This is a genomic window from Pseudomonas sp. TH31 (genome assembly GCF_016650815.1).
Lineage (GTDB): Bacteria > Pseudomonadota > Gammaproteobacteria > Pseudomonadales > Pseudomonadaceae > Aquipseudomonas.
Genome location: NZ_JAEKEZ010000029.1, coordinates 31,487 through 44,484, shown reverse-complemented (window position 1 = coordinate 44,484; position 12,998 = coordinate 31,487). Strand labels below are relative to the sequence as shown.

Below are 12,998 nucleotides of genomic sequence, written 5' to 3'. Positions count from 1 at the left end.
CCGTTCACCGGCAGGCTGGTAGGTGGAAGAGGGGTTAAGCTGTTGCGAACAAATCGATTTGCGGTACCGGTGTGTCGCGGATGGTGATGGCGTCAGCAATCCGCTCGTGGGCGGTGTCGCAGATCTTGCGGTCCTGCTCGATACCAATGAACTGCCGCCCGAGCTGCATGCACGCCACACCGGTGGTGCCGCTGCCCATCGTGTTATCGAGCACCACCTGGCCGGGCCGCGTGTAGGTGCTGATCAGAAAGGCCATCCAGGCCACCGGCTTCTGAGTTGGGTGAAAGCTTCCGGTCTGCTTGTCGCTTGAAAAGAACTGCACCGAGCGTGGGTACCGCTCCGTTGAGTCATATTCGGTGAGCGCCAAGGCTTTGCCGTAGCACTCCGAACTGACCGTCTTCCGTTTGTTTGTCTTGCGTTCGTGCCCGCTCGACATTTGAGGGTTGTACACCGGCTGCTGGCGATAGAAGACCTGAGCGCTTTCGTGCGCCCGGAGCGGTTGCTTCTTGGCGTTCAGAAATCCAGTGGCGTTGCCTTTCTCCCAAATCCACTCATAACGGTAGAGCTTCGGGTTGCTCGCCACCAGCATCGAAGCGAACGGTTGGGCAGCGCACAGCACTATTGCCGCTTCTGGTTTGGCGATCCGTAGGTATTCCCGCCAGAGTGGCTCGAGCGGGATGATGGTGTCCCAGGCGCATTGGGTCGTGCCGTAGGGCAGATCGGCCAACACCATGTCGACGCTGGCATCTGGCAAGTACTTCATCACCTCCAAGCAGTCGCCGAGATAGAGTTCGTATTCACTCATCACCGCGGCCCCTTGTAGCAGTACACGTAGGCGAACCAGACGAGGGCGATCATTGCGTCACCTTCGGACTTTCTTCTGCGACCTTGTACGACCCGCAACCATCACCGCAGGCGCCGCAGAACTCTTTGCCGGCGGCTACTGCGTTGACTTCACGCTGCAAGCTCGCTACATACCGCACCCAAATGCAGATCGGCCCATCTTCAGTGTCGTGAATCGAGAAGATGAGCCAGCCGTCGCCGGCGGGCGGGGTTGGCTCCCAGGCCGAGCAATTTGCGATCCCGCTGGCGAACCAGGCCGCTTGCAGTTCCTCCGGGGCGTCACCCTCGAAATTACGCTCACGAACCTCGAGGCCCCGCTCGGTGAACCATGCGTAAGGGATCAGTTCGTCATCGGTGGATGGCCAGGCCGGATGAGTCCAGCACCCAGTGTCATCTCGATGAATCGGCTGCGGCTGGATCAAAACAGTTTCTTCAGGCATGACTTCGTCCTTTGCCGCTATAGCGGCTGACTTTGAAGGGGAGGGGTTATAGAGAGTGGAGTACAGTCCATCGCGGATACTGGTACGTAACTAGGTTCACTCTAGTGAGATCATTCTGGTGCTGCTCAATGACCGATTTAGCTAACGAAGGTGGGGCATGGACTTAAATTTTCTGGTTGGTTTTGTGCCTGTGGCAACGCTTCTTTACGTGATGCATTTGCAGAAGAAAATTTCGTTACTCAAGGGGCAAATCGATGCAATCGAGATCGATCGAGCATGGTTTCGGCAAAAGCGTGACGAGCAGTTGACCGAGATCGAGATGACGCTTTATGCCATTCGCGATGAAGTGAAAGACATGAACGATTATCAACATGGGCGAGGCTCGTATACCTACGATCCTGATCGACCTTGATCCAGCACAATTCTACGTAGGCGAGTCTCGAAACCATTTTGCAAGTCGACCATGGTGTAGATCTCTGAGTGGCAGGCCCCTATGGGCATGGGGCGTCCTATCCGGGTCATGCCCGGCCAACTGGGTGCTACGATGCCGTCTCACTCAAGCGAGAAGCACCATGACCAAGCACGACATTTACGACGAGCACGAAGGATTTCGGCTCTGGAACTACATGGAGTGCGAAATACTGGAGAGCGGCCAGGAGGTCTGGCGGATCAACGTCGAGGTAAAACGCGTTGATGAGGTGGTGATTCCGGTTGTTGCGGGCGACCAGACTTACGCTGACCGTGGGCTGGCACAGGTGGCTGGTCGGGAGCTGGGGGCGAAATTGGTGGCCGAACGATCATCATGATCAGCGCTTGAGAAAACATTAGATTAGGACTTCGGCAAGGACAACCAAATGAATTACGAGCGACCACAGAAGGGAAATCCTCATCGATTGACTATTGATCAGCATGTATATCCTGCCGCCAGCATTAAGCGATTCGGACGGCATGATGGTAGAGTTGAGTTGTACAGTTTTAAACATAAAAAAAATATGTTAGTAAAGTCGAATAATGAAATTTTTTGCGCCAAGAGAGCCTGGGATCAAGGGGCGGAAGTTGGATATCAAAAAAATATTGAGGACTCATTTCAAGAAATTGTCCGAGGCGTCATTAATGGGAATGTAAAGTCACTAAATAGTGATGATCGGCGAGCCATTAGCGAGTTTTTTTTGCTATGGCGATTTAGGTGTGCAGCAAAGCTTGAGCCGTTTCAGGATGCTCGATTTAATATCTTGGGGGCGAGCCGGGAACTCAGTCTCGATGACCAGGAGTACCTGGAAAAAGGAAATGTAGGTTTTATTCGTCCAGATTGCACAATGCCCGGAAGATGGTTTGCAGGTATTCAAATTAAACGCAATATTGATATGTCTTATGAGCTGTTAAGTGGTCGCCGGTGGGGTATTGGTCGCTCCGAAAGTGAAGAGTTTTTAGTTCCCGATTTCTTTGACGACTTTCCAGTTATTCCCATTACTCCGAATATTGTGCTTGCTATGGATTATGATGATAGATTTTTGTGTGTGGCTGATGTTGCGCATCTAAATATGAGTGCTATCTCTAAGTCGCGTGAGTTTATATTTGCTAGGGGTTTCAAATGGTGCTCGTATGCGGCTGATTGGAGAGAGTTATCGTTTAGAAACTCGATGCTGGTTCAGCGCATCAGAAACTCCGGTGTGCCTGATAGAAGTCCAATTTGTGCATCTCCGTATTTTTCTGGTGTTTAATCGCCGCAGAAGCAGGCAATAGCCTCGTCGTGGTCGGCGAACATGTCGAATTGGATGTCGGAGTAGTCGAGCATTTGCTGGTAGCTGGGACGGTCACTGCGGAACCGGGCGCCGTCACCGGTAAACTTGCCGCCGGACACCACCGAGCTTTCCATGCGTGCCCACCAGTAGCCCTTGGGGCGGTCGCTGGCGATGATTGAATAAACCTGCTTAGCGCCCTTCAGGAAGCAGAGATCACAGTTGCCTTCCAGCGTGCGGCCGTTGATCGTCGGTAGCATCAGGTCAAATGATTGACCTGTCCAGAAGTCCGTCACGTCCTGCACGCCGACGCCGGCATCAGCCAGCGGCATTACCATCGTGGCCCACTTGCTTTCGCTGGTGCTCTTCCTGTGCCGAATTTTCACCACCCGGCGGGGCTCGTCGGCGCGGATGCCGGTCATCATGTCTACCGGGTTGTCTTCCGTCGAAAGCCCCAAGCTGCGCAGATACTTGTGGATGATGCGGATCTTCAGGTCGATGGTGCAGAACCTGGTCACCGGGTTGGGCAGGTACTTGCGTTTGCGGATCAGTGCTTCAAACGGTTCGCCTTCACGGCTGGCGCTGGCAAAGTCGACGACCTCGAAACCAGCCTCGTTATCCCTGAATTCAAGCCAGACAATTGGCACCGCCCAGCGCTCGGCGCACTCCCTAACAAAGTCCAGAGTGGCGGGGTGCTCCTTGCCGGTGTTGGCGAAGGTGACGACCAGATCGGTCAGGTCATCGTTGTTGTCCAGCACCTGGCGAAGCATATAGGCGCTGGTTCTGCCGCCGGAAAAGCTGACGACCGTTGTCCCGGATATTTTATAGGGAGACATGGGCGTCCTATGCCGGGTCATGCCCGGGCGGTGGAGTGGGTTGGTTACGCTGCTTCGGCTTGGCGTTCGGCGATTCGCCATGGATCGTTGGCGCGAGCCAGTGCAGCCATCGGCGGCGGGCTGACGCTGTTGCCGCACATGTGGACCTGTTGAGTCTTGGTGAACGGCTTGCCGTCGGCGCCGTGGCTGATGATGTAGTCGGCGGGGAAGCCCTGAGCCTTGTACAGTTCTGCCGGTTGAAGCATCCGCAGGCAGATATCGACGATCACGTACGGCGTGCCCTTGATGGTCACGGTTACCAAGGCCAGACGGTCCTTGGTGGTGATGGTCGGTGCTGGCTCGCCGGCGCCGCTCACGTTCTCGGTGCCGTAGTAGCTGATCAGGAATGCCGCGACCCGCAATGCACCGGCTTCAACCTCTGGCGAAAGCTGAAACTCGACCAGTGAGCTTTTACCACCGCCGCCAGCCGTAATGGTCGGTGCCGGCTCATCCACGGGTTGGCCAACGCTGGCGCCGAACTGACGCTCCATGAAAGCAGTGACCAGTCCGTGGTGGGTTCCTCCGGCGCTGATGGTGTGCAGCGGGTCTGCGGCGTCCCGGGCATCGCAGTTGCCGCGCAGGTGCACCAGGTTCGCCGTCACCAATTGCTGCTGGCTGCCAGTGTTGGTCACAGTGGTCATCGGGTCTTCGATGCTCTTGGCGTCGGTAGTGTTGAAGCCACCGTTCATTTGCGCCATGAACACCGTCGAGATACCCATCGCGTGGGCCGCTCCGGCGGGGCGCTGATAGTTGCCGCCGCTGGTGATGGTCGGTAGCGGCTCGTTCAGCGCCTTGCCCTCATCAGCAAACCGGAACTTCACCAGATGAGCCGCCGCGATCGCGCGATGGTTCTGGGTCATCAGTGTCCCGGCCGGATGATCAATCGATGCTGGTTTGCCCGAGTACTCCGGCCCACCGGTACCGACCAGAACCGGACTGATCAGCGTCAGCTCGCCGCGGTTGGCGCAGGTCACTGTCGGCAGCGGGGCGTGTGGGTCATTGACCCGATCGCTGCCCTGATGTGTGGCCGGCGCGATGATCGGGCTGGCCATGGCGAACGAACCGCCGCGCGGCCAAGAGGTTACGGTGCGCAACGGGTCGTGCGCTGATTGCACGCTTTCCCCGGACCAGTTCGCGATCGGCACGATGAATGGGTCAGCAGCATCGATGACGAACTTCTTCATGCCCTTGGCGATTCGCCGCAGGGTTGCCGGTGCCAACGGCTTTGGCCGGTCGAAGATGCTTTTGCTCGGGATCGTCCAGTCGATGCACTCGGCGGCTGTGCGCCATTTCTGCTGGCCTTTGACCGGGTTCTTGGCGTGGGTCGGCTCTGGCCAGACAATCGGCTCACCGTCGCAGCGGGCAATCATGAACAGCCGTTCGCGGCTGGTCGGTGCGCCGAAGTCGCAGGCCTTGATAACGCGCCACTCGACGACGTAGCCAAGGTGCTGCAGCTCGGCAACGAAGGTTGCCCAGGTCTGGCCGCGCCGCTTCGGGTCAGGCACCAGAAACTGCTGGTGGACCGGAACGACTTCTCCAGGCTCGGCAATGGCGCCGCCCAGCTTCATCACTCGGCCAGTGGCCTTGCAGCGCTTGGCGATCAGCGGTCCCCACTGGAGGATTTGTTTCACGTTCTCCAGGCTGATGACGCGGGGCTTCTTCTTGCCGGCCCATTTCAGGCCGATCCATGACAGGTTGCGAATCTCACGCTTGCGCGGCTGGCCGCCGGCGGCCTGACTGTGATGCGTGCAGTCCGGCGACATATGGAACCAGCCAACGGCCTTGCCGCCGCACTCGGTATCCGGATCACCGTCGAACACGTCGGTCGTGTAGTGCACTGTGCCCGGGTGATTCACGGTGTGCATGCTGATTGCTTGGGGGCTGTGATTCTTCGCAACATTCACGGCGCGACCCAGGCCCATTTCCAGTCCGGTACCGGCGCCACCACCACCGCAGAAGAAGTCGACAACGATCTCATCGTCCTGAGTGCTGAAGCCGAGTCCGTATTGAGTTTTGAAATCGAAGGGGTGTTTCTTCTGCTGTGCGGACATGATGGTTCCTCGCCTAGAGTAAATAGCTACGGCATAATCGAATTAGGGGTTAATTCTGGGAGATGACCTTGAAAACGGATTGGGTGATTTGGGGCGGATGTATCGGGCTTTTTTTCGCTGGAGGCGTCTATTTCAATATGCTTCCGGAGTTTACGTGGAAGAAAGAAGTAGGCGTCGCCGATATCGTTGGAGGAGTTTCAGCAATTGCCGCTGCTATTGCTGCATTAGCGGCCTCACGTGCCGCGAAGATTGCTAACAAACAATCTTCTGATAGTGCAATCTCAATAAGATGGCAAATGTATAAAATGCATTGGGATTCATTTAATGAGCTGCTTTCAGCAGTTGAGAGTGAGTTAGGGGTTGTTTTTTAAGCGGGCGAGCCTTTACGATGTAATGTTTCCGGGGAACAGGAGCCCGAAAGAAGCATTTTCTGAGACTGGTTCTTCTGTAATAACGCTATGGCAGGGGCACTGTGGAAAGTTAATAGATTCAGTTTGCTCATCTGAGGCGCCTTCATATCGTGGGTTCGCCGACTGGGCTTTTCAGTACTTTTCGCTGAGGTGCTCTTTAAACTATTCTTACCTCGACTCACATGGCCCACAACTTTGGTTAGGGGGGCGTTCCCTCTGGAGTAAATCTTCTTAATTATGATCGTGCTGTTTTAATTATGTCTCAGGTTCTTGATAGGCTTTGCGCATTTGCATTCATTGCTGGAGCCCCAATCAGCAGAGGTGTATCGCCAGAGTTTAAGTGTGGCTTTGAAGTGTTTGTGACGGAAGTAATAAAAAACAAGACTCTCCAGCACGAATTTCATTGAATCTAATGAGCTTTAGAGCTTTCGTGTAATAGGTGCGCGTGGATTACAGAGAAGCTTCGCCAGTGTCGATCCTGCGGAGTTCCATCACCTCAACACGCTGGTGTCCGTCTGTGATCACCCAGCATGGCAGCTCAAGATTTCGAAACGTACCGTGGTAGTTGCGATACGCACCGAGAGCGGCCTTGCGGAACGAGTCGGCGGCGACTTTGCCGATTGCCATGGGGCTGCCCCCCCCCCCAGCAGTGTCAGCTCGAAGACGGTTGCATTTGCGATGCGCTTCGCCGCCGCCCGAATTGTCCCGGGGGCAAGCTGGAAATCCTTGGCAACTTCGATCACATGCTTGTATGTCAGGGCATCGAAGATCTGTTGGTCGCGGGCGCCGTTGCGCAGGCCCGCATAGATAACTGCTTGCATGGGGTATCTCCAGGCAGACGCCTGCCTCGCCGGCTGGCGTGAATTGTGTTTGTGGGCTATTGCTTGATGGCCCGGCATGGAGCCGGATCAAGGAGAGTGAGATGAGTAATCAGGCACAAATAGACGCACTGGAACACCTATTGATCGCCGTTCTTAACAGTACGCCAGGGGCTCCAAAGGGCTATCTGATCAAGCAGGCCCAAGGGTCGCTGCTGGGAAGTGATGGCCCTGGAGGCCCAGATCAGAAGTCTGAGGCAGTGAACCACCTTAACTACATCGCTACCCGTCTCGGGTAATTAGCGCGCCCGTTCTTTCAAGTGCGCCACGCGCAGCTGGGCGTCAGGCGCTGGCGCGCCTGAGTTGGTCGGAGAGCTGGGTGGGTAATTTGCGCAATGTCAGCGTGCCGCCGGCTTCGTCGAACTCGACTTTTGATCCGAGAAGGTGCTGCTCGAAACTGATCGACAGACCATCGGCGCGGCCAGTGAAGCGCCGGAATTTGTTCAGGGTCTTCTTGTCCGGCGGGATTGACGCCGAAAGGCCGTAGTCCTTGCCCTGGATAAACTCGGCGAACGCCTTTGGCTGATCGTCATCGAGCACTTCTGACAGTTCGTCGAGTGTGATCGGCTCGCCCAGTTTGACCTGCGACAAGGCGTAGCTGACCAGCGTTTCGGTTTTCTCGCGGGCGCCGTCTTCGCCCAGGTCTTCGCTTTCAACAAAGTCACTGAACGCCTTGAGCAGGGTGCGGGTTTCACCCGGGCCGTCGACGCCTTCCTGCGCGCCAATGAAGTCGCGGAAGTACTCGTTGAGCCTGCGGCCCTGCTTACCCTTGAGGTACGAGATGTACTGGCGCGACTGTGGGTTGTTCTTCCACTCGCTCAGGTTGATGCGCGCGGCCAAGCGGATATGGTCCAGGTCCAAGCGCTTTACCGTCATCAGGTGCAGCTCCTCGGTCATGGTCACCGCTTCCGTTTCCTGAACCAGGGCGATGATCAGGTAATCGGTCAGGCCTTGTTGGTAGTGACAGAAGAGGGCGTGCCCGCCAGTGCTCAGGTTCGACTCTTCCATCAACCGGGTCAGGTGCTCGACGGCGGTGACGCTGAAGTCGAAGAAGGCGGAGCCGCCTGCCAAGTACTTGACGAGCCAGCCGCTGAGCGGGTATGCGCCAGATTCAGAGTGGAAGAAACCCCAGCCTTTGCCAGCGGTGGCGTTGTAGCTTTCGTTGAACTGATTCATCAGATTGTCGCGGGCCTGACTCTCGACCTGCTCGGCGCCGCCGAGGAACAGAACAGCCGGGGTGCCGTCGGGCTTTTTGTCGATCTTGTGGATTACGCTGTGGAGAACGGGCATTGCGGTTACCTCGGGTAGGCGCCGCCCTCCGTGACCGGATGCGACAGAGGGGATTGGTGGTGGGGCTCCATCGACAATGGATGGCATTTTGCTATAGTCGGGACCGAATCGAAGAAGGACTCCCGATGTACCAACAACAGTATTGGGTTGAGTTGCAAAATCTTAAGGCGCACGTTTATTACTTGGAGCTGTATCAGCTGGGGTCCGAGTCTATTGAGCGATGGATCGGCATCATTCTGGCAGTTGCATCATCGGCGAGCATAGGCGGGTGGGTGATCTGGAAGGATTACGCTTTTGTCTGGGCGTTTTTTATTATGGTCACTCAGGTCATATCGGTGGTTTATAAGTTTCTCCCTTTCAAGTCGCGAATTAAGCCTCTGGCTTCCGCAGGAGTAGAGCTCTCTCTTTTGGCCGATGATGCTGAAAAAGGCTGGTTTGACGTAGCTCAGGGAAATCTGACCGAGCGCGAAATCAATGAAAAACGCTTTGCAATACGGAAGAAAAAATCTGCTGTAATGAAGTCAGCTTTTTCTGGAATGGTTTTTCCAGAAAATGAAAAGCTGATGGCTAAGGCAGAAGATCAAATGCGGAAATATTTCAAAAGCCATTATCAGGAGCTTCAATATGAGTGATAACAAACCATCCACCGGTCACAAGCGGCCATCGGGACCAACCCAAGCCAATGACCGAGGGTTGCCGCCGGTACAAAACACTTTGCCAATGCCTAAAGTGCAACCACCAAAAAAAGAAAAGTGACCTCTGAATTATCAGGCTGGCGAGAAATTTTCATCGCCAGGATCGCGCTTCAGCTCGGCCATGCTCTCATTTCGAAACATCCGCGCCACGTTTTCGCTTATTAGCACTTTGTGGCGCGGACTGCCAATCGCCTGATAGGAAAGAGTAGGGCCGAGCGCATGAGCGTTCAGGATCAGGTTCTGCACTGCCTCGCTGATTTCCTCGATATCGTTCCAGGACATCAGATCATCAAGCATCTGCCGGGTGCCGAGCCTGACCCGGTGCCGCAATTCCTTCTCGTCGTACTCGATCCGCTTCTCGGCGGCCTTCGCTGATCGCTCTTGTCCAGTCTTGGCCATGGCCAACCTCTTCTATGCCACTGGCCGGCAGCGCCAGCCAGGTTTGTCGTTTGCGTTGTTGTGGCCGGCTCTTCATCGAAACGCCGGCTCCAGCTTCGGATAATCGATGTCGAAATCCTTGATCAGTCGGTAAAGCAGAGTCGAGCTGATGCCCAAGGCTTCGCAGCACCGCGTTCGGTTGATGCCTTTCGCTATGCAAGCCTTCACCTGGGTGACCAGCATTGCGTCAGATTCAGGCGCTGTTTTGTTCGGCGCGAAGGCCTTCTTGGGGCCTGCCGTGAAGTCGATGGCGTAACGAGCGGCGATGCCTCGAAGAACCCCCGTCGATATGCCTTCCTTCTCGCATATCTCGGCCCGGTTCAGGGTTTTGGCCAGGGCGCGAATCCGCGAAACCTGCTCCGACGTTTCGGATTTCACCGCGGGCCGTTGGAAGTTCGGAGGCTGGCACCCATTGGATAACGATCTCATCGGGGCGTTGGACTTCGGTGCTCGGATCTCGCCGCCCGTAGCCAGGTACTGCGCTACCTGGGCGGCAAGTTCGTTGGCTGCCGGCTGGCGCTCGTTGATGATGTTGAGGTGGTTGCTGATCATGCGGCCACCTTCACCAGCCTCACGCCGGCCATGCTGAACTTGGCGCCCTGGTCCGCGACAAGTGCGTCGAGATTTTCCCAGTCCACGGTCAGCATCGAGATTGGGGCTTGGCCATAGGCGACGGCCTTGATCAGCGCTTCGAGGTCATAGACGTCTGCCTGCATCGCCACCGGTTGGCTGGCTTGCGTTGGAGCAGGCTTCGGCGCGGCCTGAACAATTGGAGCAGCTTTCGCTGGTGCGGGAGTTTCGACAGCAGCAGGTTCAACAATGATCGCGACTACGGCTTTCGCCTTCGCTTCGTCTTCGATCCGCTGCAGCTCTTCGTTTCGAATCCGCGTCCGCGTGGCTTCTGCTTTCACTTCTTCGGCTTTCTGATGGTCGGCGATCCGCACCTTGATCAGCGCGACCAGGTCATCGTTCGCCTTCAGTACGAGCTGCTGGAGATCGTTGAACAAGAACGCATGGTTTGCGGCGAGCTCGTCATAGCTGGCCAGGTTGGCGCGAATGCTGTCGCCGACCTGGCTGGCGGCGATCTTCGCCCGGGCCAGCTCCGAGTCGGCGGCATCGCGCAGGCTGCTGATGGACTTCTTACCCTTGATGGCACCGGCGAAATCGGCGGGCACCGCCGGCATGCGAGCCTTGCCGCCCAGCGACGTGTTGATCTGGTCGATGTGAGCCTGCAGTGCTTTGGCGGCATCCATGACGATGTCTTGGCGGATACTCAGCTTGCGGGCCGTCACCAGTTTGTTGAGCATCAGTCGTTTGTCGCGCGCTTCGGCGCTGATCTCGGTGATTGTGCGGAATAGAAGGTCGATGGATTCCGTTTGACTCAGCGCGTGTCGCCTGGCTGCTTCCAAGCGCTCTTCCACATCAGCACACCACTTGACGGTTTTCTCGGCGTCGGCGAAGTGTTGGTCAGTTTCCAGTTCGGTGTTGATCGACGCGAAGACTGCCAGCGAGTGTGCCTTGAATTGCTCCAGGTTGCTGGCGGTGACCATGCCGGTAACTTCGATGCGCAGTGCGGGCAGGCTATCCGGAGTCTTGCCGACGGCCTCAGGCATGACCTCGATCGGAGTGAAGTCGAGCAGGTCGGCTTGGAACTGCTTCCAACCAGCGACGAGCGTCGCGGCGCGGCCCGGTACCGGTGTGTATTCCATCGACACGAAGTTGTCTTCAGTGCCGTCGGAGCAAACGAAGATCACTTTCTCGGCGCCGCTCACCAACAGCTGCTGCTCGAGCTGCCAGTAATAGTGCGGGTCCAGGTTGCCGGCCAGCACGTCGGCGGCCAGTTGTTCGTTCCACATTTTGTGCTCGAACAGCGTCTCGCCGAGCATGGTGCAGCCGTCGAGCGAGGCGAGCAGGTCGCCATCGGTACCGACAACGGGAAAGAGGTCTTCACCGATCTGTGCCTCCAGAATCGGGCGGGCCATGGCTTCAGCTTCGTGGCCTTTGTCGAACAGGTATTTCTGCACCCACCACGACACGTCGCGGTCGAGGCCGGTCTTTTTAGCACTAAGCAGTTCGGTGCGTTTCATCTGCTTCGAGGCGCCCATCATGGCTGGCGCCTCGGAGGCGGTGAAGTAGTTGGCGCGGAGCGCATGCCAGGCTTCGGAGCCTTGGATTACCGAATGGATTTTCAAGATGCGTCTCCTTCTTTTGATGGCGCGATGATTGCGAGGATGGTTTTTTTCTGGTGCTCGGTTAGAGATGCCTTAAACCCGAGCATCACGACGATGTGTTCAGCAGTTTTTTGTCCGCCCAGAATCATGGCGACCCACTTAGGGAAGTTCTCGGCGAACTTTTCGGGAGGGTAGGGAGGAAGAGCTTCAGGTTCCGGCGGCGACGCCGCTGCGGGTAGAGCCCCGAATTACCGTCATCGTCGTCATCGGTCGTGGTGACGTTGAAAATCATCTGGGTCAGGTATCGCCGGCCGTAGCTGATCGTCGAGCCGTTCGCTTGAACACCGGTTTTGTTTGTCTTGCCGCCAGATCCGGCGGCATCAATCGGCAGGTCTAGCTGGTAGAGCTTCGTATGGCCGCCGGCGTGCATGCATTCACAAGTGATGCGGAGATGACCAGGCAGGCGGGAATCGGCAGTGCCGAAGGACAGCGAGAAACCTTCCTCGGTGAAGATCGGGCTGATCTTTCGGTCAATATCTTCGAGCGTGGCGTAGGTGCTGGCGGTGTGTTTGTTGACTGCATTACGCGTCACCGGCTTGATTCGTTTCTGCGCGCTGACCATTGCAGTGCTGAACGCTGCTGAAGCCTGTCGGTCGACGTGGCGCTCATGCATCTGCATCAGCCGCTCCATGTTGCCGACATCGACATTTGGATTGGCGGCTACCTGGATGATCACGGACATGATGCTGGCAGCGTCGTTAGATTGCGCTGCAACCTCGGTTGCGACATTTGGCGATCGGCGCTGATCGATGGTGGTGACCACGCTCGACTCAACACCCTCCACAACTTGGCTGGGTTTACGCTCTGCGGACATACGGATTCCTTGCCGCGATGCACGCAGCGTTTAAGGTTGTGAGCTATTGAGGGGGCGGCGCGGAAAGGGCGCCGAACAACATGAGGGCGGTGCAGGTGGCGAGCGCGAAGAACGAGCTGCGCCAGAAGAAGAAACGTCTGGTGTGTTGTCGGGGTGTCATGCTGCATCTGCCTTGCGCCATGCCATTGCAGGGGCGCTTCCTACAATGTCGAGTGGTAAGCTACTTCGTTCTATAAAATCGAGGGAATGATCATGCCATCAAGAACAAATCCACCCGGTTTCTGGATCGACTTT

The 12,998-nt window shown here is 56.6% G+C and carries 16 protein-coding genes; 5 read left to right on the top strand and 11 right to left on the bottom strand.

Features of this window, described 5'->3' with window-relative positions:
- Positions 1–34: 34 nt before the first annotated feature.
- Entirely contained in the window at positions 35–805 is a 771-nt protein-coding gene (locus JFV26_RS19510) for a DNA-methyltransferase (protein ID WP_201194787.1), read from the bottom strand.
- A 49-nt stretch (positions 806–854) separates the two neighbouring features.
- The gene (locus tag JFV26_RS19505) at positions 855–1,283 is read right to left on the bottom strand and encodes a hypothetical protein (RefSeq protein ID WP_201194784.1); all 429 of its coding nucleotides are present in this window, start codon (positions 1,281–1,283) and stop codon (positions 855–857) included.
- 157 nt (positions 1,284–1,440) lie between these two features.
- Between JFV26_RS19505 and JFV26_RS19500 the strand changes: the two genes are divergently transcribed.
- The 3 genes from JFV26_RS19500 (at position 1,441) to JFV26_RS19490 (ending at position 3,004) form a co-directional block, all read left to right on the top strand.
- Positions 1,441–1,695 (top strand): hypothetical protein, encoded by a 255-nt coding sequence (locus JFV26_RS19500; protein WP_201194782.1) that lies wholly within the window; start codon positions 1,441–1,443, stop codon positions 1,693–1,695.
- 160 nt (positions 1,696–1,855) lie between these two features.
- Positions 1,856–2,089 carry a hypothetical protein gene (locus tag JFV26_RS19495; RefSeq protein ID WP_201194781.1) on the top strand — a complete coding sequence of 78 codons (234 nt, stop codon included), beginning with the start codon at positions 1,856–1,858 and terminating at the stop codon, positions 2,087–2,089.
- Between the two features lie 48 nt (positions 2,090–2,137).
- On the top strand, positions 2,138–3,004 hold the full coding sequence (locus tag JFV26_RS19490) for a DUF4238 domain-containing protein (protein ID WP_201194780.1): 867 nt from the start codon (positions 2,138–2,140) through the stop codon (positions 3,002–3,004).
- Here the strand turns inward: JFV26_RS19490 and JFV26_RS19485 are convergent.
- Both JFV26_RS19485 and JFV26_RS19480 read right to left on the bottom strand, forming a co-directional pair.
- Positions 3,001–3,858, bottom strand: a complete 858-nt coding sequence (locus JFV26_RS19485) for a phosphoadenosine phosphosulfate reductase domain-containing protein (RefSeq protein WP_201194779.1) — start codon at positions 3,856–3,858, stop codon at positions 3,001–3,003. The two genes, JFV26_RS19490 and JFV26_RS19485, sit on opposite strands and share 4 nt — an antisense overlap.
- 44 nt (positions 3,859–3,902) lie before the next feature.
- Entirely contained in the window at positions 3,903–5,948 is a 2,046-nt protein-coding gene (locus JFV26_RS19480) for a DNA cytosine methyltransferase (protein WP_201194778.1), read from the bottom strand.
- 68 nt (positions 5,949–6,016) lie between these two features.
- Between JFV26_RS19480 and JFV26_RS19475 the strand changes: the two genes are divergently transcribed.
- Positions 6,017–6,319: a hypothetical protein gene (locus JFV26_RS19475; protein WP_201194777.1), complete on the top strand. Its 303-nt coding sequence runs from the start codon at positions 6,017–6,019 to the stop codon at positions 6,317–6,319.
- Between the two features lie 560 nt (positions 6,320–6,879).
- On the opposite strand, the gene JFV26_RS19470 is transcribed toward JFV26_RS19475, so the two are convergent.
- Both JFV26_RS19470 and yejK read right to left on the bottom strand, forming a co-directional pair.
- Positions 6,880–7,179 (bottom strand): hypothetical protein, encoded by a 300-nt coding sequence (locus JFV26_RS19470; protein WP_201194776.1) that lies wholly within the window; start codon positions 7,177–7,179, stop codon positions 6,880–6,882.
- A 339-nt stretch (positions 7,180–7,518) separates the two neighbouring features.
- On the bottom strand, positions 7,519–8,526 hold the full coding sequence (gene yejK, locus JFV26_RS19465; RefSeq protein WP_201194775.1) for a nucleoid-associated protein YejK: 1,008 nt from the start codon (positions 8,524–8,526) through the stop codon (positions 7,519–7,521).
- A 125-nt stretch (positions 8,527–8,651) separates the two neighbouring features.
- Between yejK and JFV26_RS19460 the strand changes: the two genes are divergently transcribed.
- Complete coding sequence (locus JFV26_RS19460; RefSeq protein ID WP_201194774.1) at positions 8,652–9,158, top strand: hypothetical protein; 507 nt, start codon at positions 8,652–8,654, stop codon at positions 9,156–9,158.
- A 135-nt stretch (positions 9,159–9,293) separates the two neighbouring features.
- Here the strand turns inward: JFV26_RS19460 and JFV26_RS19455 are convergent, their stop codons facing one another.
- The 5 genes from JFV26_RS19455 to JFV26_RS19440 all read right to left on the bottom strand — a co-directional run bounded on the left by JFV26_RS19455 (position 9,294) and on the right by JFV26_RS19440 (position 12,704).
- Positions 9,294–9,620 (bottom strand): hypothetical protein, encoded by a 327-nt coding sequence (locus JFV26_RS19455; protein WP_201194772.1) that lies wholly within the window; start codon positions 9,618–9,620, stop codon positions 9,294–9,296.
- Positions 9,621–9,692: 72 nt separating this feature from the next.
- A complete protein-coding gene (locus tag JFV26_RS19450; RefSeq protein ID WP_201194771.1) occupies positions 9,693–10,211 on the bottom strand; it encodes a hypothetical protein in 519 nt (172 codons plus the stop codon).
- On the bottom strand, positions 10,208–11,851 hold the full coding sequence (locus tag JFV26_RS19445) for a YqaJ viral recombinase family protein (protein ID WP_201194769.1): 1,644 nt from the start codon (positions 11,849–11,851) through the stop codon (positions 10,208–10,210). Before JFV26_RS19445 ends, JFV26_RS19450 begins: the two co-directional genes overlap by 4 nt.
- On the bottom strand, positions 11,848–11,979 hold the full coding sequence (locus JFV26_RS34235) for a hypothetical protein (RefSeq protein WP_274610368.1): 132 nt from the start codon (positions 11,977–11,979) through the stop codon (positions 11,848–11,850). The genes JFV26_RS19445 and JFV26_RS34235 overlap by 4 nt, the downstream gene beginning before the upstream one ends.
- Positions 11,976–12,704 carry an ERF family protein gene (locus JFV26_RS19440; RefSeq protein ID WP_242487873.1) on the bottom strand — a complete coding sequence of 243 codons (729 nt, stop codon included), beginning with the start codon at positions 12,702–12,704 and terminating at the stop codon, positions 11,976–11,978. Before JFV26_RS19440 ends, JFV26_RS34235 begins: the two co-directional genes overlap by 4 nt.
- Positions 12,705–12,998 lie beyond the last annotated feature (294 nt).

Excerpts from the sequence above, each read along its gene's own strand:
- yejK (WP_201194775.1), bottom strand. The coding sequence starts at position 8,526 with ATGCCCGTTCTCCACAGCGTAATCCACAAGATCGACAAAAAGCCCGAC.
- JFV26_RS19490 (WP_201194780.1), top strand. The coding sequence starts at position 2,138 with ATGAATTACGAGCGACCACAGAAGGGAAATCCTCATCGATTGACTATT.
- JFV26_RS19480 (WP_201194778.1), bottom strand. The coding sequence starts at position 5,948 with ATGTCCGCACAGCAGAAGAAACACCCCTTCGATTTCAAAACTCAATAC.
- JFV26_RS19505 (WP_201194784.1), bottom strand. The coding sequence starts at position 1,283 with ATGCCTGAAGAAACTGTTTTGATCCAGCCGCAGCCGATTCATCGAGAT.
- JFV26_RS19495 (WP_201194781.1), top strand. The coding sequence starts at position 1,856 with ATGACCAAGCACGACATTTACGACGAGCACGAAGGATTTCGGCTCTGG.
- JFV26_RS19460 (WP_201194774.1), top strand. The coding sequence starts at position 8,652 with ATGTACCAACAACAGTATTGGGTTGAGTTGCAAAATCTTAAGGCGCAC.
- JFV26_RS19450 (WP_201194771.1), bottom strand. The coding sequence starts at position 10,211 with ATGATCAGCAACCACCTCAACATCATCAACGAGCGCCAGCCGGCAGCC.
- JFV26_RS19510 (WP_201194787.1), bottom strand. The coding sequence starts at position 805 with ATGAGTGAATACGAACTCTATCTCGGCGACTGCTTGGAGGTGATGAAG.
- JFV26_RS19500 (WP_201194782.1), top strand. The coding sequence starts at position 1,441 with ATGGACTTAAATTTTCTGGTTGGTTTTGTGCCTGTGGCAACGCTTCTT.
- JFV26_RS19470 (WP_201194776.1), bottom strand. The coding sequence starts at position 7,179 with ATGCAAGCAGTTATCTATGCGGGCCTGCGCAACGGCGCCCGCGACCAA.
- JFV26_RS19455 (WP_201194772.1), bottom strand. The coding sequence starts at position 9,620 with ATGGCCAAGACTGGACAAGAGCGATCAGCGAAGGCCGCCGAGAAGCGG.
- JFV26_RS19440 (WP_242487873.1), bottom strand. The coding sequence starts at position 12,704 with ATGTCCGCAGAGCGTAAACCCAGCCAAGTTGTGGAGGGTGTTGAGTCG.
- JFV26_RS19485 (WP_201194779.1), bottom strand. The coding sequence starts at position 3,858 with ATGTCTCCCTATAAAATATCCGGGACAACGGTCGTCAGCTTTTCCGGC.
- JFV26_RS34235 (WP_274610368.1), bottom strand. The coding sequence starts at position 11,979 with ATGATTCTGGGCGGACAAAAAACTGCTGAACACATCGTCGTGATGCTC.